General features: G+C 72.8%; 24 protein-coding genes. 14 read left to right on the forward strand and 10 right to left on the reverse strand.

Annotation, left to right across the window (positions count from 1 at the left end):
- The first annotated feature begins 74 nt into the window (after positions 1–74).
- Positions 75–734: an HNH endonuclease family protein gene (locus tag IOD16_RS35660; protein WP_201437907.1), complete on the forward strand. Its 660-nt coding sequence runs from the start codon at positions 75–77 to the stop codon at positions 732–734.
- 6 nt (positions 735–740) lie between these two features.
- Positions 741–989 carry a hypothetical protein gene (locus tag IOD16_RS35665; RefSeq protein WP_123744991.1) on the forward strand — a complete coding sequence of 83 codons (249 nt, stop codon included), beginning with the start codon at positions 741–743 and terminating at the stop codon, positions 987–989.
- Between the two features lie 43 nt (positions 990–1,032).
- Here IOD16_RS35665 and IOD16_RS35670 read toward each other — a convergent pair whose 3' ends face one another.
- Both IOD16_RS35670 and IOD16_RS35675 read right to left on the reverse strand, forming a co-directional pair.
- Positions 1,033–2,115: an FUSC family protein gene (locus IOD16_RS35670; RefSeq protein WP_201437908.1), complete on the reverse strand. Its 1,083-nt coding sequence runs from the start codon at positions 2,113–2,115 to the stop codon at positions 1,033–1,035.
- Between the two features lie 4 nt (positions 2,116–2,119).
- On the reverse strand, positions 2,120–2,527 hold the full coding sequence (locus tag IOD16_RS35675; RefSeq protein WP_123744989.1) for a DUF3151 domain-containing protein: 408 nt from the start codon (positions 2,525–2,527) through the stop codon (positions 2,120–2,122).
- A 294-nt stretch (positions 2,528–2,821) separates the two neighbouring features.
- Here IOD16_RS35675 and IOD16_RS35680 point away from each other — a divergent pair, with 294 nt between their 5' ends.
- Complete coding sequence (locus IOD16_RS35680) at positions 2,822–3,937, forward strand: hypothetical protein (RefSeq protein WP_236595266.1); 1,116 nt, start codon at positions 2,822–2,824, stop codon at positions 3,935–3,937.
- A gap of 66 nt (positions 3,938–4,003) precedes the next feature.
- Entirely contained in the window at positions 4,004–5,185 is a 1,182-nt protein-coding gene (locus tag IOD16_RS35685; protein WP_201437910.1) for a serine hydrolase domain-containing protein, read from the forward strand.
- A gap of 69 nt (positions 5,186–5,254) precedes the next feature.
- Here the strand turns inward: IOD16_RS35685 and fbaA are convergent, their stop codons facing one another.
- Positions 5,255–6,289 (reverse strand): class II fructose-bisphosphate aldolase, encoded by a 1,035-nt coding sequence (gene fbaA / locus IOD16_RS35690; RefSeq protein WP_123744986.1) that lies wholly within the window; start codon positions 6,287–6,289, stop codon positions 5,255–5,257.
- 94 nt (positions 6,290–6,383) lie between these two features.
- Here fbaA and IOD16_RS35695 point away from each other — a divergent pair, with 94 nt between their 5' ends.
- Positions 6,384–6,671 (forward strand): DUF427 domain-containing protein, encoded by a 288-nt coding sequence (locus IOD16_RS35695; protein ID WP_123744985.1) that lies wholly within the window; start codon positions 6,384–6,386, stop codon positions 6,669–6,671.
- Here the strand turns inward: IOD16_RS35695 and IOD16_RS35700 are convergent.
- Positions 6,668–7,495, reverse strand: a complete 828-nt coding sequence (locus IOD16_RS35700) for a TIGR03620 family F420-dependent LLM class oxidoreductase (protein WP_123744984.1) — start codon at positions 7,493–7,495, stop codon at positions 6,668–6,670. The genes IOD16_RS35695 and IOD16_RS35700 overlap by 4 nt on opposite strands.
- A 109-nt stretch (positions 7,496–7,604) precedes the next feature.
- On the opposite strand from IOD16_RS35700, the gene IOD16_RS35705 reads away from it, so the two are divergent.
- The gene (locus IOD16_RS35705; RefSeq protein WP_201437911.1) at positions 7,605–8,537 is read left to right on the forward strand and encodes an aldo/keto reductase; all 933 of its coding nucleotides are present in this window, start codon (positions 7,605–7,607) and stop codon (positions 8,535–8,537) included.
- Between the two features lie 72 nt (positions 8,538–8,609).
- On the forward strand, positions 8,610–9,473 hold the full coding sequence (locus IOD16_RS35710; RefSeq protein WP_236594574.1) for a short-chain dehydrogenase/reductase: 864 nt from the start codon (positions 8,610–8,612) through the stop codon (positions 9,471–9,473).
- On the opposite strand, the gene IOD16_RS35715 is transcribed toward IOD16_RS35710, so the two are convergent.
- Positions 9,470–9,748, reverse strand: coding sequence for a YciI family protein (locus IOD16_RS35715; RefSeq protein WP_123744982.1), 279 nt, complete (start codon positions 9,746–9,748; stop codon positions 9,470–9,472). The two genes, IOD16_RS35710 and IOD16_RS35715, sit on opposite strands and share 4 nt — an antisense overlap.
- 66 nt (positions 9,749–9,814) lie before the next feature.
- Here IOD16_RS35715 and IOD16_RS35720 point away from each other — a divergent pair, with 66 nt between their 5' ends.
- From IOD16_RS35720 to IOD16_RS35740, 5 genes are all read left to right on the forward strand, one after another.
- Positions 9,815–10,393: a SigE family RNA polymerase sigma factor gene (locus IOD16_RS35720; protein WP_053714368.1), complete on the forward strand. Its 579-nt coding sequence runs from the start codon at positions 9,815–9,817 to the stop codon at positions 10,391–10,393.
- A 410-nt stretch (positions 10,394–10,803) separates the two neighbouring features.
- Positions 10,804–11,709 carry an ROK family protein gene (locus tag IOD16_RS35725; protein WP_236594575.1) on the forward strand — a complete coding sequence of 302 codons (906 nt, stop codon included), beginning with the start codon at positions 10,804–10,806 and terminating at the stop codon, positions 11,707–11,709.
- The gene (nagA, locus tag IOD16_RS35730) at positions 11,706–12,863 is read left to right on the forward strand and encodes an N-acetylglucosamine-6-phosphate deacetylase (protein ID WP_123744980.1); all 1,158 of its coding nucleotides are present in this window, start codon (positions 11,706–11,708) and stop codon (positions 12,861–12,863) included. The genes IOD16_RS35725 and nagA overlap by 4 nt, the downstream gene beginning before the upstream one ends.
- Before the next feature lie 4 nt (positions 12,864–12,867).
- A complete protein-coding gene (locus IOD16_RS35735) occupies positions 12,868–13,053 on the forward strand; it encodes a hypothetical protein (RefSeq protein ID WP_201437912.1) in 186 nt (61 codons plus the stop codon).
- A gap of 11 nt (positions 13,054–13,064) precedes the next feature.
- Positions 13,065–13,802, forward strand: coding sequence for a DedA family protein (locus IOD16_RS35740; protein ID WP_123744978.1), 738 nt, complete (start codon positions 13,065–13,067; stop codon positions 13,800–13,802).
- A 19-nt stretch (positions 13,803–13,821) separates the two neighbouring features.
- On the opposite strand, the gene IOD16_RS35745 is transcribed toward IOD16_RS35740, so the two are convergent.
- Positions 13,822–15,198 carry an FAD-binding oxidoreductase gene (locus tag IOD16_RS35745; RefSeq protein WP_201437913.1) on the reverse strand — a complete coding sequence of 459 codons (1,377 nt, stop codon included), beginning with the start codon at positions 15,196–15,198 and terminating at the stop codon, positions 13,822–13,824.
- A 140-nt stretch (positions 15,199–15,338) separates the two neighbouring features.
- Here IOD16_RS35745 and IOD16_RS35750 point away from each other — a divergent pair, with 140 nt between their 5' ends.
- Complete coding sequence (locus IOD16_RS35750) at positions 15,339–16,007, forward strand: DedA family protein (protein ID WP_123744976.1); 669 nt, start codon at positions 15,339–15,341, stop codon at positions 16,005–16,007.
- 4 nt (positions 16,008–16,011) lie between these two features.
- Here the strand turns inward: IOD16_RS35750 and IOD16_RS35755 are convergent, their stop codons facing one another.
- A complete protein-coding gene (locus tag IOD16_RS35755; RefSeq protein ID WP_236594576.1) occupies positions 16,012–16,647 on the reverse strand; it encodes a nucleoside/nucleotide kinase family protein in 636 nt (211 codons plus the stop codon).
- A complete protein-coding gene (locus IOD16_RS35760; protein ID WP_236594577.1) occupies positions 16,629–17,477 on the reverse strand; it encodes a PfkB family carbohydrate kinase in 849 nt (282 codons plus the stop codon). The genes IOD16_RS35755 and IOD16_RS35760 overlap by 19 nt, the downstream gene beginning before the upstream one ends.
- 67 nt (positions 17,478–17,544) lie before the next feature.
- On the opposite strand from IOD16_RS35760, the gene IOD16_RS35765 reads away from it, so the two are divergent.
- The gene (locus tag IOD16_RS35765) at positions 17,545–18,501 is read left to right on the forward strand and encodes a LacI family DNA-binding transcriptional regulator (protein ID WP_201437915.1); all 957 of its coding nucleotides are present in this window, start codon (positions 17,545–17,547) and stop codon (positions 18,499–18,501) included.
- Positions 18,502–18,523: 22 nt separating this feature from the next.
- Here the strand turns inward: IOD16_RS35765 and IOD16_RS35770 are convergent, their stop codons facing one another.
- Together IOD16_RS35770 and IOD16_RS35775 are read right to left on the reverse strand one after the other, a co-directional pair.
- A complete protein-coding gene (locus IOD16_RS35770; protein ID WP_201437916.1) occupies positions 18,524–19,597 on the reverse strand; it encodes a glycoside hydrolase family 76 protein in 1,074 nt (357 codons plus the stop codon).
- 25 nt (positions 19,598–19,622) lie between these two features.
- Positions 19,623–20,252 carry a TrmH family RNA methyltransferase gene (locus IOD16_RS35775; protein ID WP_236594578.1) on the reverse strand — a complete coding sequence of 210 codons (630 nt, stop codon included), beginning with the start codon at positions 20,250–20,252 and terminating at the stop codon, positions 19,623–19,625.
- Positions 20,253–20,289 lie beyond the last annotated feature (37 nt).

Below are 20,289 nucleotides of genomic sequence, written 5' to 3' on the forward strand. Positions count from 1 at the left end.
CTCGAAAGCGTTGTAACGGAAGGAGAATTGACCCAAGGTAATTCCGACAGCTTCCAACTAGGAAGGTCGGAATTATGTCAACGGTCAACAAAACCGCGCGTTCCACCGCATTCCCGCGGCTTCCGGCTCTTTCCCTGCTCCTGGCTGGTGCGCTGGCAGTCGGCCTGGTCACCCCCGCCCAGGCGACACCGCCGAACATCCCGAGCACCAGCACCGCCCTGTCGGAGCTGGCCGCGCTGAGGGTGGCCACCGAAGGCTCGACCAGCGGCTACTCGCGGGACCTGTTCCCGCACTGGAGCACCGTGTCGGGCGCCTGCAACACCCGCGAGACCGTGCTCAAGCGCGACGGCGCGAACGTCGTCACGGACTCCGCCTGCGCGGCCACGTCCGGCCGCTGGTACAGCCCGTACGACGGCGCGACGTGGACGGCGGCGTCCGACGTCGACATCGACCACGTCGTGCCGCTGGCCGAGGCGTGGCGCTCCGGCGCGTCGTCGTGGACCACGTCGCGCCGGCAGTCCTTCGCCAACGACCTGACGAGCCCGCAGCTCATCGCCGTCACCGACAACGTCAACCAGGCCAAGGGCGACCAGGACCCGGCGCTCTGGAAGCCGCCGCTGACCTCCTACTGGTGCACGTACGCGAAGATGTGGACGCGCTCGAAGCACACGTGGGGTTTGAGCGTGAACCCGGCGGAGAAGTCTGCACTGCAAAGCATGCTCGGGAGGTGCTGACGACCGATGGCTGACCTGTCTTCCGCCTTCGTGGCCGGACCCGGCGGCGTGATGACCGACGAGGTCGGCGTGGTGACCGGCGACCTGGAGCTGCGCACCACGCTCGACGGCGGGAAGCTGCGCGCGAGCGTGCGCTACGAGGGCGCCGAGGAGTGGTACGCCATCACCGGCGCGTCGTGCGAGATCGCCGACCCGGCCGACCACCAGGCGGTGCACGCCGTCCTGCTCGGCGTGCTGAACCGCCCGGAGGGCTAGGCGCTCCCGGAGTCGTTGCCGCCCGCCGGACCGCGCCGGCGGCTCACCGCCGGGTGAGGGGCGGCAACGACTCCGCGGCTTCCGACCTGGACAGCCCGGTCGCCTGGAGCAGGTCCACGGCCACCGACCGGACCTGCGCCAGCACCACCTTGGTGGAGAAGCCCTCGCCGCCCAGGTGCTGCGCCGTGGCGCAGGTCGCCGCGTCGCGCACCGCCGCCCGCGCCCGCTTCGGCTCGACACCGCGCTCCAGCTCGCCGCGCAGCACGTCCACCGCGTCCGCGTACTGCCGCAGCACGTCGGGGAGCACGTCCGGCATCCGCTCGCCGTCCCGCAGCGCCGCCAACGCCCGCCGCGCCAGCACCCTGGTGTTGCGCAGCGCGTAGTCCACCGGCGTCGCGGCCGTCTCGTACCGGCCCAGCTCGTGCCGCCTGCGCCAGCGGATCGGCGCGATGGTGGCGATCTCGCCGCCGGTCTTCAACGCCGCCGCGAACTCGTCCACCGCCTCCTGGCTGCCGCGCAACCGCGCCAGCACCCCGGCGGCCTGCACGGCGTCGGACTCGGTCACCGCCGTCGCCACGCCCCGCAGCGCCTCGGTCAGCTCGCCGAGCACGACCTTCGCCTGCCGGTGCGCCACGGTCAGCGGGTTCGCCGGCAGCAGCGCCGTCACGGCCAGCCCCACGAGGCCGCCGACCAGCGCGTCCACCATCCGGTCCAGCCCGCCGCCGGCGCTGGGCGGCAGCAGCGTGGCGACCAGCACCGCCGACGAGCCGGACTGCAGCGCGATCACCGCGCCGCCGTCCAGCAGCACCGCCGCGGACATCGCCAACGCCACGACCAGCGCGATCTGCCACGGCCCGGAGCCGATCAGCGAGATCAGCACGTCGCCGACGCCGACGCCGACGGACACGCCGACGACCAGCTCCACCACCCGCCGCAGCCGCTGCCCCAGCGACACGCCGAGGCAGACGACGGCGGCGATCGGCGCGAAGAACGGGTGCGCGTGACCGACCAGGCCGGTGGCGACCAGCCAGGACAGACCGGCGGCGAGCGCGGCCTGGCCGATCGGCAAGGCCGTGCTCTGCCACCGCTTCAGCCTGCGCGCCACCTCGTCGCGCACGGCACCCACGTGCTCAGCTCAGGCCGAGCGCGGCGGGCGCCGCCGGGTCGCTGTCGCCGAGGAACTTGCGGCAGCGCTCGTACTCCTCGCTCTCCCCGATCTCGTCGGCGGCCCGCGCCAGCGCCGCCAGCGCGCGCAGGAAGCCCTGGTTGCCGCGGTGCGACCAGGGCACCGGGCCGTGGCCCTTCCACCCGGAGCGGCGCAGCTGGTCGAGACCGCGGTGGTAGCCGGTGCGCGCGTACGCGTAGCCGGCCACCGGGTCGCCGGTCTGCAGCGCCCGCTCGGCGAGCAGCGCCCACGCCTCGCTGAAGTCGGGGTAGGCGCGGACGATCTTGGCCGGGTCGGTGCCCGCCTCGGCGGCGGCCTGCGCCTCCGGGCGGTCCGGCAGCAACGTGGGTTCGGGACCGAGCAGGTTGTCCATGCCCTCAGCTTAGGAATACCCGGGCCACCGCAGCGACCAGTGCCAGCACCAGCGCGGTGACGATGAGGCCGGCGACGACCTTCTTTCCCATGGAGGCGCTCCTCGGTTCTCAGTGAACTCTCAGGGCGGCACCTTTCCCGTTGCGGCCATTCGGAGCAACGAACATCACCTGTTAGCATGAGTCGACCCGGAATACGCTGGTCATGGACATCCCCTAGGGGATGTTCCGGGAAAATTCCAGGGCGGGGCACCCTTCCAGCCACCCCAGCCGGGACGCATCATGGGCGGGTGAACATGGGGGTAACCAATCGCGTCGCGCACTTCCGCGACCAGTACTGGGAGCGCGGCGAGCCGGGGCGTGAGACGCCACCGGCGCTCGTCGCCGGGCTCTACAAGCTCTGGCTCGTCGGTCTGCTGCTCAAGCTGATCGGCTCCTCGTGGGACGTGGCCTGGCACTTCAAGTGGCTGCGCGACGAACTGGCGCCACCACACATGATCAACACCGTGGGCACGGTGATCGTGGTCGGGTTGACCCTGTTCCACACCTACACCGGCTACGGCGCGGACAAGACCGCGCTGCGGCTGATGCAGTGGGGCACCGGCGTCTTCCTGGTCGCGCTGCCCATCGACCTGATCAACCACCGGATCAACGGCCTCGACATCACGTCGTGGAGCGGGTCGCACGCCCTGCTGTACCTGGGCACCGCGATCATGATGGCGGGCGCGATCCGCGGCTGGATCCGGCTCTTCCCGGCCGGCGGCCGGTGGCGGGTGCTCGGCCTGACCGGGCTGTGGCTGCTGTTCCTGGAGAACATGTGGTTCCCGAACCAGCACCAGGAGTACGGCGTGCTGGAGATCGCCTCGTGGGACCGCGGCGACCCGTACGCCGAACCGAGCCTGCTGCAGTTCGCCGCCGACCAGATCGGCCGGCCCGTGGACCGCGAGTCGATCGTCCAGTTCTCGCTGCCCATCCCCGACTGGGTCTACCCGGTGTGGGGCCTGGTCGCGGCGGCGCTCGTGCTGGTCATCGCGCGGCGCACGATCGGCGTGCCGTGGGCCGCGACGGCGGTGGCGGGCGGCTACGTCGCCTACCGCCTGCTGATCTGGCCGCTGCTCGGCGTCGCCGACTTCCCGCTGTCGACCGTGCCGGTGTTCCTGCTGCTGATCGGCCTGGCCGTGGACGCGGCGCACCTGGGCAGGCTGCCCGGGCCACTGGCCGCCGTGCTCGGCTCCGCGGCCGTCACCGGCCTGGGCTACGGCGGGATCTGGGCGTTGCAGGCGGTCGACGCCGCGCCGCCGATCCTGTACCCGTCCGCCGCGGTGACGTTCGTGGTGCTGACCGCGCTCTGGCTGGTCGCCGACCGGGTCGAGGTGGGGCAGACCCCCGGACGACCACTGGTGGTCGCCTGATTCCGGGCGCTCCGGTTCCCCCCGAGGATCGGTCGGGCACAGCCCGAACCCTTGGGGGAACCTTTCATGCGCCGACTTCTCCGCGCCGCCGTGGCCGGGGCACTGGCCCTGTCCCTGACCGCGACCACCGCGGGCCTCGCGGCCGCCGCCCCGCCGGACCGGTTGGCGAGCGCCGTCGACCGGGCCCTGGCGGCGGGCGTCCCCGGCGTCGTCGTCCGGGTGGACGACGGGCGCGGCCGGCCGGTGGAGGTCGCCCGGCAGGCCCGCTGGACGCTCCCGGACCACCGGCTCCGGTCCGACGACGAGTTCAAGATGGCGTCCAACACGAAGACGGTGTCCGCGACCCTGGTCCTGCGGCTCGTCGCCGAACGGCGGATCGGCCTGGACGACCCGGTCGGGCGGTGGCTGCCGGGTGTCGTGCCGAACGGTTCGGCGATCACGCTCCGGATGCTGCTCAACCAGACCAGCGGCCTGTTCGACTACCTCGACGACCCGCGCCTGCTCGGCCTGCTCACGGGGTGGCAGCCGCGGCCCTGGCCGCCCGCCGACCTGGTCGCCGTGGCCGTGTCGCACCCGCCGCTGTTCGCGCCCGGTGAGCGCTGGGACTACAGCAACACGAACTACACGCTGATCGGGATGGTGCTGGAGGCCGTGACCGGCCGGCCGTACACCGACCTGGTGGAGCGGCAGGTGCTCCGGCCGCTCGGGATGGGCGACACCTACTTCGCCGACGGGACCGGGTTCCGCGGCCGGCACGCCCGCGGGTACGAGCCCGACGCCGAGCACCTCGGCCCGCTGCTCCCGCCCGGCGTGCCCGTCGGCGACGGCTTCGCCGGTCCTCGGCGCCACGAGCACGTCGACGTGACCGGGATCGACCTCAGCCCCGCGTGGGCCGCCGGTGGCCTGATCTCCACCCCCGCGGACTGGCGCCGCTTCCTCACCGCCCTCATGTCCGGCCGGCTGATCCCCCGCCACCTGCTCGCGGAGATGCGCGACGCGGTGCCCCAGGGCGGCTCCAGCCCCCACGGCTACGGCCTGGGCGTCATGGAGGTGAAGACGTCCTGCGGCACGGTCTGGGGCCACTCGGGCGGCTTCCCGGGCTACCGCAGCCACAACTACGCCGACGCCGCCGGCGACCGCACCGTCACCGTGCTGCTGACCACCAATTTCGCCCTCGCCGCGCCGGACGCGGCCGCCGCGCAGGCGGAGCTGGTGGACGCCGCCGTCTGCCGCCTGAACGGCAGGTAGCGGGTCGGCCGGGAACGCGGAACGGCCCCCTCCGCGACCGGGAGGGGGCCGTTCGCCGTGCGGGACGTCTCAGCCGGCGATCATGCGGCCGGACGACTTCAGGTGCTCGCACGCCTGCGCGATGCGGGCGGCCATGCCCTGCTCGGCGGCCTTGAGGTAGGACCGCGGGTCGTAGGCCTTCTTGTTGCCGACCTCCCCGTCCACCTTGAGCACGCCGTCGTAGTTGGCGAACATGTGACCGACGATCGGCCGGGTGAACGCGTACTGCGTGTCCGTGTCGATGTTCATCTTGATCACGCCGTACGTCAGCGCCTCGTGGATCTCCTCCAGCAGCGAGCCGGAGCCGCCGTGGAAGACCAGGTCGAACGGCTTGGAGCCGGCCGGCAGGCCCAGCTTCTCGGCCACCACGTCCTGACCCTGCTTGAGGATCTCCGGGCGCAGCTTCACGTTGCCCGGCTTGTACACGCCGTGCACGTTGCCGAACGTCGCCGCGACCAGGTAGCGGCCCTTCTCACCGGCGCCGAGGGAGTCCACCGTCTTCAGGTAGTCCTCGGGGGAGGTGTAGAGCTTCTCGTTGATCTCGGCGACGACGCCGTCCTCCTCGCCGCCGACGACGCCCACCTCGATCTCGAGGATGATCTTCGCCTTGGCGGTGAGGTCGAGCAGCTCGGACGCGATCTTCAGGTTCTCGTCGAGCGGCACGGCCGAGCCGTCCCACATGTGCGACTGGAACAGCGGGTTGAGCCCGCGGTCCACCCGCTCCTGGCTGATCGCGACGAGCGGCCGGACGTAGCCGTCGAGCTTGTCCTTCGGGCAGTGGTCGGTGTGCAGCGCGATGTTCACCGGGTACTTCTCGGCGACCACGTGCGCGAACTCCGCCAGCGCAACCGCGCCGGTCACCATGTCCTTGACCTTGGTGCCCGAGGCGAACTCGGCACCACCGGTCGAGACCTGGATGATCCCGTCGCTCTCGGCTTCCGCGAAACCTCGCAGGGCCGCGTTGAGGGTCTCGGACGAGGTGACGTTGATCGCGGGGTAGGCGAACTCGTTCGCCTTCGCGCGGTCGAGCATCTCGGCGTAGACCTCGGGGGTTGCGATGGGCATCTGTGGGTCCTCCTCGGGTGCCCGGAACGCGGTGTCGGCAGCATCCTACGGGCACGGGCCGGCGACCGAAGATGATCAACGGCATAGTGGTGTCATGGCGATCGCACGGTGGAACGGCGAGATCATCGCCGAGAGTGACAAGACCGAGATGGTGGAGGGGAATCACTACTTCCCCCTGGAGTCGGTGCACGCCCAGTACCTCAGGCCGTCGGACACCACGTCGGTCTGTCCCTGGAAGGGCACGGCGAGCTACTACACGCTGCACGTGAAGGGTCAGGACAACGCCGACGCCGCGTGGTTCTACCCGACGCCCAGCGAGGCCGCGGCGAACATCAAGGACCACGTCGCGTTCTGGAAGGGCGTGGAGGTCTCCGAGAACTAGTCGTCCTCCAGCGCGGCGGCGACGTCGCGCAACGCCTGCTGGGCGTCGGGGGCGCCGACCACTTGGACGGCCACGTGGTCGGCGCCCGCTTCGTGGTGCTCACGCAGGCGTTTCGCCACCCGTTCGACCGAGCCCCAGGCGACCAGGGCGTCCACCAGGCGGTCGCTGCCGCCGCCGGCCAGGTCGTCCTCGGTGAAGCCGTGCCGCAGCCAGTTGCGGGTGTGGTCGGGCCGGCCCAGGTACTCGGCCAGCGCCTCCCGCCCCAGGTCACGGGCCCGTGCCGGGTCCTCCTCCAGCACCACGTGCTGCTCGGGGGCGAGCAGCACGCCCGCGCCGACGGTCTCGCGCGCCCTCGCCGTGTGGTCGGGCGTCACCAGGTAGGGGTGGGCGACGCTCGTCCGGGCGGCGGCGAGCCGGAGCAGCCGCGGGCCGAGCGCGGCCAGCGCCAAGCGGTCGCGCGGCACGTCCAGCTCGTCCAGGTAGTGGATCAGCTTCTGGTAAGGGCTGTGATGGACCTCACCCACGAGTTCACCGTTCCCGGTGCCGATGCCGACCAGGAACCGGTCCGTCCACGCCAGCGCCCGGTAGCCGTCGTTGACCTCGCCGGCCGGTGTCGTCCAGACGTTCATCACGGCGGTCGCCACGGTGATCTTCTCGGTGGCGTCCAGGAGCTCGGAGACCGTGGTCATGACGCTGCCGTCGGGCGACCCGCCCAGCCAGAGCGCGCCGAACCCGAGCCCTTCCAGCTCGGCCGCGTCCTCGCCCCGGCCCACCCACCGCGCGGCCCGGTCCCACACGCCGTACCTGCCCAACTCGACCGTCATTTCGTCTCCCCGCGAACTAGGTGCTGACGACTGCCAACCGCGCCGCCGCGCCATTTAGTCCTGGCTGGTCCATTCGGCGAGATCGGACCGGCGCGCCTAGCTTCGCGACATGACGAAACTCGGAACCAGCGACCTCGACGTGTCGCGCCTGTGCCTGGGTGGCAACGTGTTCGGCTGGACCGCCGACGAGGACGCCTCGTTCGCCGTGCTCGACGCCTTCACGGCGGCCGGGGGCAACTTCGTGGACACCGCCGACGCGTACTCGGCGTGGGCCGAGGGCCACGTCGGCGGCGAGTCGGAGACGATCATCGGCCGGTGGCTGCGCAGCCGCGGCAACCGGGACTCGGTCGTCGTCGCGACCAAGGTCGGCATGCTCGACGGCCTGGCCGACCTCAAGGCCGACACGATCGAGCGCGCCGCCGAGGACTCCCTGCGCCGCCTCGGCGTGGACCACATCGACCTGTACTACGCGCACAAGGACGACCTCGACACGCCGCAGGAGGAGACGCTGGCGGCGTTCGACCGGCTGGTCCGCGCCGGCAAGGTCCGGCACGTCGCCGCGTCCAACTACACCGCCGAGCGGCTCACGTCGGCGCTCGCCGTGTCCGGGCGCGAGGGCTTCGCCGGGTTCGTCGCGCTCCAGCAGGCGTACAACCTCGTGGACCGCTCCTACGAGGGCGAGCTGTCCCGCGCGGTGGCCGACCACGGGCTCGCGTCCGCTCCGTACTGGGGCCTGGCGAAGGGCTTCCTGACCGGCAAGTACCGGCCGGGCGTCGAGGTGGAGAGCGCGCGGGCCGCCGCCGCGTCGAAGTACCTGGACGAGCGCGGCCTGCGGATCCTCGCGGCGCTGGACGAGGTCGCGGCCGCGCACGGCACCACCCAGGCGGCGGTCGCCCTGGCGTGGCTGGCGGAGCAGCCGACGGTGGCCGCGCCGATCGCGTCCGCCCGCACCGCCGACCAGCTCGCCGACCTGCTCCCGGCCCTGGAGCTGGAGCTGAAGGCCGACGAGGTGGCGGCGCTGACCGCGGCCGGCGCCGTTTAACTCCCCAGTAGCTTACTGGCGGTAAGTTGCGTTACGGTGGCCTCCCTGGCTGGACGGGCTGAGGAGGTCACCGTGGACGTTGCGGGCAAGGTTGTCCTGATCACTGGCGCGGCGAGGGGCATCGGCGCGGAGGTGGCGCGGCGGTTGGCCGCGAAGGGCGCGAAGCTCGCCCTGGTCGGGCTGGAGGGCGACCGGCTGCGGCAGGTGGCCGAGGAGTGCGGCGGCCGGGCGTGGGAGGCCGACGTCACCGACTGGGCGGCGCTGGAGACCGCGGTGGCCGGCGTGGTCGACCACTACGGCGGCATCGACGTGGTCGTCGCCAACGCGGGCGTCGCCGCCACCGGTTTCATCCGGTCGATGGACCCAGCGGCCTTCGAACGGGTCATCGAGGTCAACCTGCTCGGCGTGTGGCGCACGGTCCGGACGTGCCTGCCGCACCTCGTCGCGAGCCGCGGCTACTGCCTCGTCGTGTCGTCGCTGGCGGCGATCGTGCACATCCCCGGCAACGGGGCCTACTCCGCGGCGAAGGCGGGCTGCGAGGCGTTCGCGGACAGCCTGCGCGCGGAGGTGCGGCACCTGGGGGTGGACGTCGGCGTGGCGTACTTCTCGTGGATCTCCACCGACATGGTCGACAGCGCCGACGAGCACCCCGTGTTCGGCCCGATGCGCCGCGGCATGCCGGGGTTGGCGGGCAAGAAGTACCCGGTCGCCGACGTCGGCAAGGCCGTGGTCCGGGCGATCACCCGGCGGTCGAAGGCCGTGCACGTGCCGGGCTGGGTCGGCGGGCTGAAGCTCTTCCGCGCGTTCACCCCGAAGGTCGTCGACCGGCAGGCGGCGAAGTCGGTGCCCGCCGCCGACCGCGAGATGGCGGCGAACGACCTGTCCGGACTGGTCGGACCGGGCGGCTCGGCCGCCGCCGCGGCCGAGAAGGGCTAGAGCCAGACGCCCGTCAACGCCTGCCACTCGTGCACGCGCGTCTCCTTGACGACGCCGGCGGGCGTGTACGGGTCGGCGGCGAGGACGTCGCGCAGCTCCGCCTCGTCGGCGACCTCGTAGACCAGCAGGGCGCCGGACTGGTCGGCGTAGGGGCCGGACACGAGCAGCACACCCCGTTCGACCAGCGTCGCCAGGTACTCGCGGTGCGCGGGTCGGACCGCCATCCGCTCGTCCTGGTTGTCGCCGAAGACCAACTCGACCGCGAACCGAGCCATCGAATGCCCACCTCCGTTGTGCAGCGCCGCACCGAAGCTACCCCGTGAGGAGGTAACGTCATTTCCGTGGTCGGTCCCGATCGGAACAGCGGCGGCATCGCGCGTGTGCAGGACACGCTGACGAACCTGCGGATCCAGGACGGCGCGGCACCGGCCCCGACCGGCCCGCTGACGCTGGAGGACCTGTACCGCCAGCACCGGATGCGGCTGGTCCGGCTGGCGCTGCTGCTGGTCGACGAGCCCGCCACGGCGGAGGACGTGGTCCAGGAGGCGTTCACCGGCCTGTACCGCAACTGGAAGAACCTGCGGGACGCGCAGGCGGCCGTCGGCTACCTGCGGACCGCCGTCGTCAACGGCTCGCGCAGCGTGCTGCGGCGGCGCAAGACGGCCCGCGACTACACCCCGCCGCACGTGGCGAACGCGCGTTCGGCGGAGAGCCTCGCCATGCTCACCGCCGAGCACCAGGCGGTCGTGCGGGCGCTGTCCCAGCTGCCGCCGAGGCAGCGGGAGGTGCTCGTGCTGCGCTACTACGGCGACCTCTCCGAAGCCGAGATCGCCGAGGCCACCGGCATCAGCAAGGGCACGGTGAAGAGCACCGCGAGCCGCGCTCTGGACGCCCTGCAGAAGATCATGGCCGGCAACTAGCCGCCAGGCTCGCGGTCGCCGGGTCCGCCGGTCGCCGGGCCTCGCCCCTCACGGCCACGTCGTCGCCCGACCCACGGGCGACCGGCCGTTCCGAACGGCATCGCGGAACCCGGCCGACCCGAACCGACGCCGGCCTCCGCCGGCCTGTCGCCTCGCCGACCGTCACCCGGGGCCGGCCCTCGCCCACCGTCGGGCCATCGAGTCGCTGGTCGCCCGCCCACCCCCGGCGAGCCGGAACGGCTGCGCAGGGGTCCCCGCCCAGGGGATCCCTGTTCTTGATCCTGCCACCGAGCACCGACGGATCCGGCCCGGCGAGGGCGGCCTGTGGACAACTCGCGGCCGGACCGGACTCGCCCAATCGGACACTTGGTATAGACCAATGGCGGTCGGATGCCGCAGTATCGGTCCTCGTGGCGCGCACAAGACACGTGATAGCCGTCGACGTCGGCGGGACCGGGACGAAGGCGGCCCTGGTCACCGGTGGTCCCGGCGGGGTGGTGGCGGTGAAGCAGCAGCGGCGCGCGACCAGGCCCGGCGGTGACGCCGTGGTCGAGGACGTGGCCCTGCTGGTCGACGAGCTGCGCACCGCCTCGGAGCACCCGGTCGACGCGATCGGGCTGGTCGTGCCGGGCATCGTGGACGAGGCGACCGGCACCGGGGTCTACTCGGCCAACCTCGGCTGGGCCGACTACCCGTTCCGCGACCGGATCGAAGCGGCGACCGGCCTGCCGGCCGCGTTCGGCCACGACGTGCGGGCCGGCGGCCTGGCCGAGCTGCGCCAGGGCAACGCCCGCGACCTGACCGACGCGGTGATCATGCCGATCGGCACGGGCATCGCCGCCGCCCTCGTCCTGGACGGCCGGATCTCGTCCGCGCCGGGCGAGGTCGGGCACGTGGACGTGGGCCACGGCGACCCGTGCGGCTGCGGCCAGACGGGTTGCGTCGAGGCGCGGGCGAGCAGCGCCGCGATCGCCCGCCGCTACACCGAGCGCACGAACCGCCACGTCAACGGCGCGGTGGACGTGGCGAGGCTGCTCACGGAGGGTGATGTCGACGCGGCCGAGGTGTGGCGCGAGGCCGTCGACGCGCTCGCGAAGGGCATCCTGCTGGTAGCCGCGCTGCTGGGCCCGCGAGCCGTCGTGCTCGGCGGCGGCCTGGCGCTGGCGGGTCCGAAGCTGACGGATCCGCTGGGCGGACGACTGGACGAGCTGATCACGTTCCAGCGACGCCCGGAACTGCGGTTGGCCGCGTTGGGCGACGAGGCCGGGTGCCTCGGGGCCGCGCTGCTGGCCATCGACATGCTGGAGGAGAGATGAGCACGTGGGGTGGACCCGTGGACGTGACCCTGACCGGTGGTCGGGTCGTCACGCCCGACGGGGTGCTCGACCAGGGGTGGGTGGCGGTGCGGGACGGCCTGATCGCGGCCGTCGGCGAGGGGGCGCCACCGGACGGCCCGACGACGGACGTGGGCGGCGGCTGGCTGGTGCCGGGCTTCGTCGACATCCACTGCCACGGCGGCGGTGGTGAGGCGTTCACCAGCGCCGACCCGGCCCGGGTGGTCAAGGCGGCGAACGCGCACCGCAGGCACGGCACCACCACGCTGCTGGCGAGCCTGGTGTCCAGGCCGGTGCCGGAGCTGGCCGACCAGGTCAGGGCGCTGGCCGAGCTGGTGCGGGACAACGTGGTCGCGGGCATCCACCTGGAGGGCCCGTTCCTGTCCGCGGCGCGCTGCGGCGCGCACGACCCGGCGATCCTCCGCCCGCCGGACCGCGCCTCGATCGACGAGCTGCTCGGCGCGGGCGGCGGCGCGGTCCGCATGATCACCGTCGCGCCCGAGCTGGAGCACGGCGTGGACGCGGTGCGCCACCTCGTCGCCAACGACGTCCTGGCCGCGATCGGCCACACCGACGCCACCGAGGCGCAGATCCGACCGGCCGTCGAGGCGGGCGCGTCGGTCGCCACCCACCTGTTCAACGGGATGCGGCCGCTGCACCACCGCGAGCCGGGTCCGATCGGCGCGCTGCTGGACGACGAGCGCGTCACCGTCGAGCTGATCTGCGACCTGGTGCACCTGCACCCGACGGCGGTGCGGCTGGCCGCGCGGCACGCGGGCGTGCGGCGGACCGTGCTGGTGACCGACGCCATCGCGGCGGCGGGCGTGGGTGACGGCGTCTACGACGTGGGCGGCCTGGAGGTGCGGGTGGTGGACGGCGTGCCGACGCTGGCCGGTGGCGCGTCCCTCGCGGGCAGCACGCTGACCATGGACGCCGCGTTCCGCAACGCGGTGCAGTCGTGCGGCCTGACCGTCGAGGAGGCGGTGCACGCCACCTCGACGCGTCCCGCCCGGCTGCTGGGGTTGCAGGGCCGCACGGGTGAACTCCGGGCCGGGCTCGCCGCCGACGTCGTGGTACTCGACGCCGAGCTGAAGCCGCGCGAGGTGATGAGCCGGGGCGCGTGGGTGAAAGACTGAGCCGGTGCCCGAAGACCACGAGAAGCTGGTGGCCGACGCGTTGCGCGCACAGGCCACCAGCTCCGGCGCGCACCCCCACCTGCCCGTGCGGCGGGCCCGTCCGGCGCTGGGCGCGGGGTGGGTGCTGCTGCTCTCGGTGCTGCTCGGGCTGGCCGCGGGCACGGTCGTGGCGGTCATGACCCTCAGGTAGGTGCCTGTACCGTGGTGGCCGTGACTGTCGCGCTCACCTCCACGGTTGCCCTCGGTCCGGACTGGCTCGACCCGGCGATCCTGCTCAAGGGGCTCGGGCCGTACATGCTGGTCGGCCTGTGCTTCATCATCTTCGCGGAGTGCGGCCTGCTGGTGGGCTTCTTCCTGCCGGGTGACTCGCTGCTGTTCACCGCGGGCCTGTTCGTGGCCTCGGGGGTGCTGGAGTACCCGCTGTGGCTGGTGTGCCTGCTCCTGACGGTGTGCGCGCTGGCGGGGAACGTGGTCGGCTACTGGATCGGCCACCGGGCGGGACCGGCGCTGTTCGCCAAGCCGGAGTCGAAGATCTTCAAGAAGGAGTACGTCGACAAGACGCACGAGTTCTTCGACAAGTACGGCGCCCGCGCGATCGTGATGGCCCGGTTCGTGCCGATCGTGCGCACGTTCATCACCGCCATGGCGGGCGTCGGCCGGATGGACCCGCGCAAGTACTTCACGTACTCCCTGATCGGCGGCGTCGCGTGGGCCGCGGGCCTGACGGTGCTCGGCTACTTCCTCGGCCAGATCCAGTTCGTGCGCGACAACCTCGAGATGATGCTGATCCTGATCGTGCTGCTCTCCGTGGTGCCGATCATCATCGAGATCGTGAAGGCGCGCCGCGAGAAGAAGTCCCTGCTCGCGCAGGAGGCGGCCGACATCACGCAGGTCATCGAGCGGGTGGACGAGACGCAGCGCATCCGGCCCGTCGACTGAGCCTCGCCCGGGCCGCCGGCTACCCCAGGTCGAACATCGAGCCCGGGTTGAAGAGGTTCTCCGGGTCCAGCGCGCGTTTGATCTCGCGGTGGACCCGCAGGCCGACCGGGCCGATCTCGCGGGCCAGCCACTCGCGCTTGATCTTGCCGACGCCGTGCTCGCCGGTGATCGTGCCGCCCAGCGCCAGCCCCAGGGCCAGGATGTCGTCGAACGCCCGCCGCGCCCGCGCGAACTCGTCCGCCGACGTCGGGTCGTAGACGATCGTGGGGTGCATGTTGCCGTCGCCCGCGTGCCCGACCACGGCGATCCGCAGCCCCAGCGACTCGCTGATCCGCTCGCACCCTGCGATCAGGTCCGCGATCTTCGTCCGCGGCACGCACACGTCGTCGGTCAGCCACGCGCCGTAGACCTCCAGCGCGGTCAGCACGGCCCGCCGCGCGGTGAGCAGGTCGCGGCCCTCGCCGAGGTCGTCGGTGGCGTAGACGAGCTCCGCGCCCGCCGCCACGCACGCCTGCTCGATCGCGGCCAGCTCGTGCCGCCCCGCCTCGCCGCCCGAGTCGGACTGGCACAGCAGCAGCGCCGCGCCCGCGTTCAGGTCGGTCTTGAGGTGCTGCTCCACGGCCCGGATGGACGTGCGGTCCATGATCTCCATCAACGACGGCACGATGCCCTCGGTCACCACGCGGCTCACCGCCACGCCCGCGGCCGCCGTGCTGCCGAACGTGGCCACCAGCGTGGCCGGGGCCTGCGGCAGCGGCCGCAGCGCCAGGGTCGCCCGGGTGATCACGCCGAGCGTGCCCTCGCTGCCGACGAACAGCTTGGTCAGGTCGTACCCGGCCACGCCCTTGACGGTCCGCCGACCGGTCCGCAGCAGCTCGCCGTCGGCCAGCACCACGTCCAGCCCGAGGACGGAGTCGGTGGTCACGCCGTACTTCACGCAGCACAGCCCGCCCGCGTTGGTGGACAGGTTGCCGCCGATGGTGCACCAGTCGTAGCTGGACGGGTCGGGCGGGTAGAACAGCCCGTGCTTCTCCACCGCGCCGCGCAGGTCGAGGTTCACCACGCCCGGTTCGACCACGGCCAGCCGGTTGTCCGGGTCGATCTCCACGATCGCGTTCATCTTCGTGGTCGCCAGCACCACGCAGCCCTCGACGGCGTTCGCCGCACCGGACAGCCCGCTGCCCGCGCCGCGCGGCACGATCGGCGTCCGCGCCGCCGCGCAGGCCCGCACGACCGCCTGCACCTGCGCCGCCGACGTCGGCAGCACCACCGCCAGCGGCTGCCCGTAGGGCGCCAGCGGCATCATGTCGCGCTGGTAGCTCGCGGTGACGTCGACGTCGGTCAGCACCGCGTCGGCGCCCACGGCGGAGCGGAGTTCGGCGAGCAAGGCCTCCATCCGTCCACGCTAACCCCCGCGACCGCGATCACTCCAGCCCGTGTTCGGGCCCGTGCGATCCGTGACGACGTCGAGGCTTCGGCAAGGCGTTATCCCCATGTCGCCCAGCCCGGGTCGGTGTCCCACGTAGGCTGCATGGCGTGGTGTTGTCCGCAACGTCCGAAACCGTCGCATTCGTTCAGCTCGATTCCGCAGGCCCGCTGGCCGTGTGGCTGATCACGCTGAGCTTCATCTTCTTCGAGTGCGCGTTCATCTTCGGCCTGTTCCTGCCCGGCGACTCGCTGCTGTTCGCCGCCGGTGTGGTGCTCGCGTCGCACGACAGCGAGCTGTCCGCCTGGCTGCTCTCGGGGGTCGCGCTCGCCGTGGCCGTCGTCGGCAACCAGATCGGCTACTACATCGGCCGGCACACCGGCACGCGCCTGCTGGCCCGCCGCGGCGGCAAGGTCCTCAACAAGGAGAACCTCGCCAAGGCCCGCGACTTCCTCGACCGACGAGGCTTCTGGGCGATCGTGCTGGCCCGGTGGATCCCCTGGGTCCGCACGCTGGCGCCGATGATCGCCGGCGCGGCGCGGATGGACCCGAAGCGGTTCATGCTCGCCACCACGATCGGCGCCGTCGCGTGGGTGCCGACGCTGGTGCTGGCCGGCTACTACGGCGCGGGCCTGCTCACCGCCGTGCCGTGGCTGGAGACGGTGGCGGTCGTCGTCAGCATCGCGTTCTTCGTCTTCGGCACCGCCTACGGCCTGTTCCGGTACCGGCAGGAGATGAAGAAGCCGGTGGACGAAGAGGTGCCCTCGACGACGCCGTGACGGGTCACAGCACCTCGGTGATCACCAGGTCGGCGGTGAACCCGGACGCGTTCACCATGCGCGCGTTCACGTGGTCGGAGCCGTGCAGCACGCGTTCGCGCGCGTCCTGCGCCGACCGCCCGTACCGGACGTGCCGGTCGATCAGCCGTGCCACCCGCAGCTCCTCGTCGATCATCAGGAACCACGCCTCGTCCAGCACGACCCGCACGCGCTTCCACTTGTCGTACCGCATCAGCAGGTAGTTGCCCTCGGTGACGACCAGCGGCACGGCCGGGTCGACCGGGACCGCGCAGGCGATCGGCTCCTCGATCTCGCGGCGGAACTCCGGCGCGTACACCACGTCGGGCCCGCCCGCCTTCAGCCGGCCGAGCAGGTCGAGGTAGCCGGGGACGTCGAACGTGTCCGGCGCGCCCTTGCGGTCGGCGAGGCCGAGCCGGTCCAGCTCCCGCTGCGCCAGGTGGAAGCCGTCCATGCCGACCAGGGCGGCGTCCTCGCCCAGCGCGTCGACCAACCGGCGCGCCAACGTCGACTTGCCCGAGCCCGGCGCGCCGCCGATGCCGAGGAGCCTGCGCTCGCCGGTGTCCACCAGCAGCCGCGCCCGGTCGACCAGCTCGTCGAACTTCACCCGCTGTCCCGCCACCGTCCCAGCTCCTCCACCCAGTCCCGCGCGGTGTGGCGCACCCGCACCGCGGCGACCTCGTTCGCCCACCGGACGGCGTCGTGCACCGCCAGGCCCTCGGCGACCGCGACCGCCAGCGCACCGTGCCACACGTCGCCCGCGCCGTTGGTGTCGCGCGCCTCGACAACAGGTACCGGTTGGGAGCCGGTGACACCACCACGCGACCAGGTGACGGGCCGCGGGCCGTGCGTGCGGATCACCAGCGGCACGCCCCTGGCGTGCAGCTCGGCCTCCGACAGCTCGAACGCCGCCGAGCACGCGGCCACGTCCACCAGCGGCAGCAGGTCGTCCAGCACGGGTTTCCAGCTGCCCGCGTCGAGCACCACGGGCACGCCGGCGCGTTTCGCGAGCCGCGCCGCGCCCACCGCGAGCGGGCCGAGGTGGCCGTCCACCAGCACCACGTCGGCCGCCTCCACCAGCGCCGGGTCCACGGTGACCGCCGCGTCGGGCCCGGCCGCGTCGACCGCGGCGGCGTTGCGCGAGATCACGGTCCGCTCGCCGTCGCGCTCGCGCACCGCGACCATGCTCAGCGCCGGGCCGGCCGCGCCGACCGAGCGCACCCGCACCGGGTGCAGCCGGGCCAGGGCGAAGTCGCCCAGCTCGCCGCCCAGCGACGTCAGCAGCACCGCCCGGTGCCCCAGCGCGGCCACCGCGCGCGCCGCGTTCGCCGCCGGACCGCCGGGTGACAGGTGCACGCCGAGCGACTGCACCTTCTGGCCGGGGACGGAGAACTCGGCCACCCGCTGGCTCACGTCGACGGTGGTCAGACCGACGCACAGCACCGAAACCACGGGACGTCCTCCTACCAGGTAAAGTCCCCACGCAATCGCTTGCGCCAGCCCGAACGGGGACGAGTCCATGGTCACCATGCGGGAGGTCGCCAGTCTCGCCGGCGTCTCCATCACCACGGTCTCACACGTGATCAACGAGACCAGGTCCGTCGCCGCGACCACCCGCGAACGGGTGCTCCAGGCGATCGAGGAGACCGGCTACACCGGCGACGCCATCGCCCGCTCGCTCGTCACCGGCGGCACGAAGTCCCTGGGCCTCGCGGTGTCGCTGGTGTCGCACCCGTACTTCGCCGAGCTGATCGCGGCCATCGAGGGCGAGGCCACCCGGGCGGGCTACACGCTGGTGCTCATCGACACCCGGGACACCGCCGAGTCCGAGCAGGCCGCGGTGCGGATGCTGCGCTCACGGCGGGTGGACGGGGTGCTGCTCACGCCGACGTCCGGTTCGGCCGCGCTGCCCGAGCTGCGCCGGTTGGGCGTGCCGACGGTGCTGGTGGACCGGCTGACCGTGGCCCAGGACGTCGACCAGGTCGGCCCGGAGAACGTGCAGGCCACGTCCACGCTGGTCCGGCACCTGGCGGAGCTGGGCCACCGGCGGATCGGGCTGGTGTCCGGCCAGCCGGGGCTCGCGACCACCGACGAGCGGGTGCTCGGCTACCGGCTGGGCCTCGGCCGGGCCGGGCTGGCGTGGGACGAGGACCTCGTGCGACCGTCGCTGGAGCCGCTGCTCGGGCAGGTGTCGGGCGTGGTGGTGAACGACCACCAGGTGCTGATCGACGTGCTGCACACGGCGCGGGCGCGGGGGGTGCGGATCGGGTCGGAGCTGGCGCTGGTCACCTACGACGAGGTGGAGTGGGCCGAGCTGGTCGACCCGCCGCTGACCGCGATGGCGCAGCCGGTGGAGGAGATCGGGCGCACCGCGGTGCGGCTGCTGCTGTCCCGCATCGAAGACCCGGACCGGGCGCCGGAGACGATCCGGCTGCCGCCCGTGCTGCGACACCGGCAGTCGTGCGGCTGTCACTGACGGCCGGTTCCCGGGCGCCGGCTCAGCTCCGCGACGGCGTGATCCCGTCGCGTTCCAGCAGGGCCGCGGCCTCCAGCGCCATCCACCCGCCGAGCTGGACCGACAGGTCGCGCTCCGGGCCGCCGTCCTTGACCGCGGGTTCGGCCCACTCCGGGCCGAACAGGGGGCCGGACACCACCGCGGTCCGGTTCGCCCACACGGCCTCGGCGGAGTGGAGCACGAGGTCCGCCGCGCGGGCCGCCTCGGGCCGGTCGAGCCGCAGCGCGGCCTGCGCCAGGTAGCGGGTGAGGATGCCGCTGAACAGGCCGCCGTCACCGCCGCCGTGGCCGCGCAGCACGCCGTCGGTGGCCAGGTGCTTGTCCACGCCGTCGATGATCCGGGCCGCCTTGTCCTGGTACCGGCCGCCCAGCTCCACGCACGCGCCCAGCACCACGCCCTGGCAGTAGGTGTAGAGGTTCTTCTCGACCTCGCGGACCGTGCCGTCCGGGTGGACGTGCAACCCGTCCCACAGCAGCCCGGTGTCCGGGTCGGCCAGGGTGTCCTCGACCCAGTCCACGATGGACCGGGCGCGGCCCAGGTCGGCCCGCGCGCCGAGCCGGGCGAACAGGATCGCCGCCGGACCGTTGGCCGGGACGTTCTTGAAGTCGTCGTCGCGGCGCCACCAGATGCCGCCGCCGCCGTGGTCGGTCCACCCGGAGCGGAGGCGGTCGGCGATCGTGGCGATGGCCTTCGGCCGGGCGATCCCGACTTCCCGTTCGGCGCGCAGCAGCGCCAGCCCGAGCCACGCCACGTCGTCGTAGTAGTCGTTGGTCCAGCCGACCAGGTTGCGCACCCGGATGCCGCGCACGAGCCGCTGCACCAGCGCGACCCGCGCGTCCTTCGGCGAGCGCAGCTGGGCGTCGAGGACGCAGTCGAGCAGGTGCGCCTGCCACCAGTAGCCGAACCGGACGTGCAGCCGGCCCGGCCAGCCGGGCGGCCAGGCGACCGCGCCGAGGACCGTGCCCGGCACCCCCCAGACCCGGCGCAGGTGCCGGGACTCGATCGCGCGTTCGGCGACACCGGCGCGCGCGGCGAGGAGCTTCGGTGGTGACGTCACCTCACCAGCCTGCCTACTGAACCGTTCAAGAAGCTCGCCGGAGCAGTTGCCAGTGGTAGAGGCCCATGGCGACGCTCGTGGTCAGGTTATAGCTGGACACCTTCGGCCGCATGGGCAGCGACACCACCAGGTCGGCCCGCGCCCGCACCTCGGGCGACAGCCCGTGCCGCTCCGAGCCGAAGGCCAGCACCGCGTCGTCGGGGATGAGCGCGTCCCCCAGGTCCCGGCCGTCGGCGTCGAACGCGATCACCGTGCCGCGGACGTCGTCGACCCCGGCCAGCCGCCCGACGGGGAGCGCGAAGTGCAACCCGGCGCTGCCGCGCAGGACGTTCGGGTGCCACGGGTCGACGTCGCCCAGCGAGACGACCCCGCCGGCGCCGAGCCCGGCCGCCACCCGGATCACCGCGCCGAAGTTGCCCAGGTTGCGCGGGTTGTCGAGCAGCACCAGCGGCGCGCTCCGCCCCGCTTCCGCCCACTCGACCGCGGGCCGTTCGGCCAGCGCGCCCACCCCGGTCGGGTGCGTCCGCCCGATCACCCGCTCGAACTCGGCCCGCCCGACCACCTCGGCCCGTTCGAAGACGTCCACGAGGTCGGGCGCGTGCGACCTCGCCAACCCGACCGCCCTGTCCCGGTCGAGCACCACCACGGTCCCCACGGCTCCACCGAACCGAACCGCGTGCTTGACCGCGTGA

The organism is Saccharothrix sp. 6-C (assembly GCF_016695385.1).
Classification (GTDB): domain Bacteria; phylum Actinomycetota; class Actinomycetes; order Mycobacteriales; family Pseudonocardiaceae; genus Actinosynnema; species Actinosynnema texasense.

Bases quoted from the DNA above. Each gene is read 5' to 3' on its own strand.
- IOD16_RS35660 (WP_201437907.1), top strand. From the start codon at position 75: ATGTCAACGGTCAACAAAACCGCGCGTTCCACCGCATTCCCGCGGCTT.
- IOD16_RS35665 (WP_123744991.1), top strand. From the start codon at position 741: ATGGCTGACCTGTCTTCCGCCTTCGTGGCCGGACCCGGCGGCGTGATG.
- IOD16_RS35675 (WP_123744989.1), bottom strand. From the start codon at position 2,527: ATGGACAACCTGCTCGGTCCCGAACCCACGTTGCTGCCGGACCGCCCG.
- IOD16_RS35680 (WP_236595266.1), top strand. From the start codon at position 2,822: ATGGGGGTAACCAATCGCGTCGCGCACTTCCGCGACCAGTACTGGGAG.
- IOD16_RS35685 (WP_201437910.1), top strand. From the start codon at position 4,004: ATGCGCCGACTTCTCCGCGCCGCCGTGGCCGGGGCACTGGCCCTGTCC.
- fbaA (WP_123744986.1), bottom strand. From the start codon at position 6,289: ATGCCCATCGCAACCCCCGAGGTCTACGCCGAGATGCTCGACCGCGCG.
- IOD16_RS35695 (WP_123744985.1), top strand. From the start codon at position 6,384: ATGGCGATCGCACGGTGGAACGGCGAGATCATCGCCGAGAGTGACAAG.
- IOD16_RS35700 (WP_123744984.1), bottom strand. From the start codon at position 7,495: ATGACGGTCGAGTTGGGCAGGTACGGCGTGTGGGACCGGGCCGCGCGG.
- IOD16_RS35705 (WP_201437911.1), top strand. From the start codon at position 7,605: ATGACGAAACTCGGAACCAGCGACCTCGACGTGTCGCGCCTGTGCCTG.
- IOD16_RS35715 (WP_123744982.1), bottom strand. From the start codon at position 9,748: ATGGCTCGGTTCGCGGTCGAGTTGGTCTTCGGCGACAACCAGGACGAG.
- nagA (WP_123744980.1), top strand. From the start codon at position 11,706: ATGAGCACGTGGGGTGGACCCGTGGACGTGACCCTGACCGGTGGTCGG.
- IOD16_RS35745 (WP_201437913.1), bottom strand. From the start codon at position 15,198: ATGGAGGCCTTGCTCGCCGAACTCCGCTCCGCCGTGGGCGCCGACGCG.
- IOD16_RS35765 (WP_201437915.1), top strand. From the start codon at position 17,545: ATGGTCACCATGCGGGAGGTCGCCAGTCTCGCCGGCGTCTCCATCACC.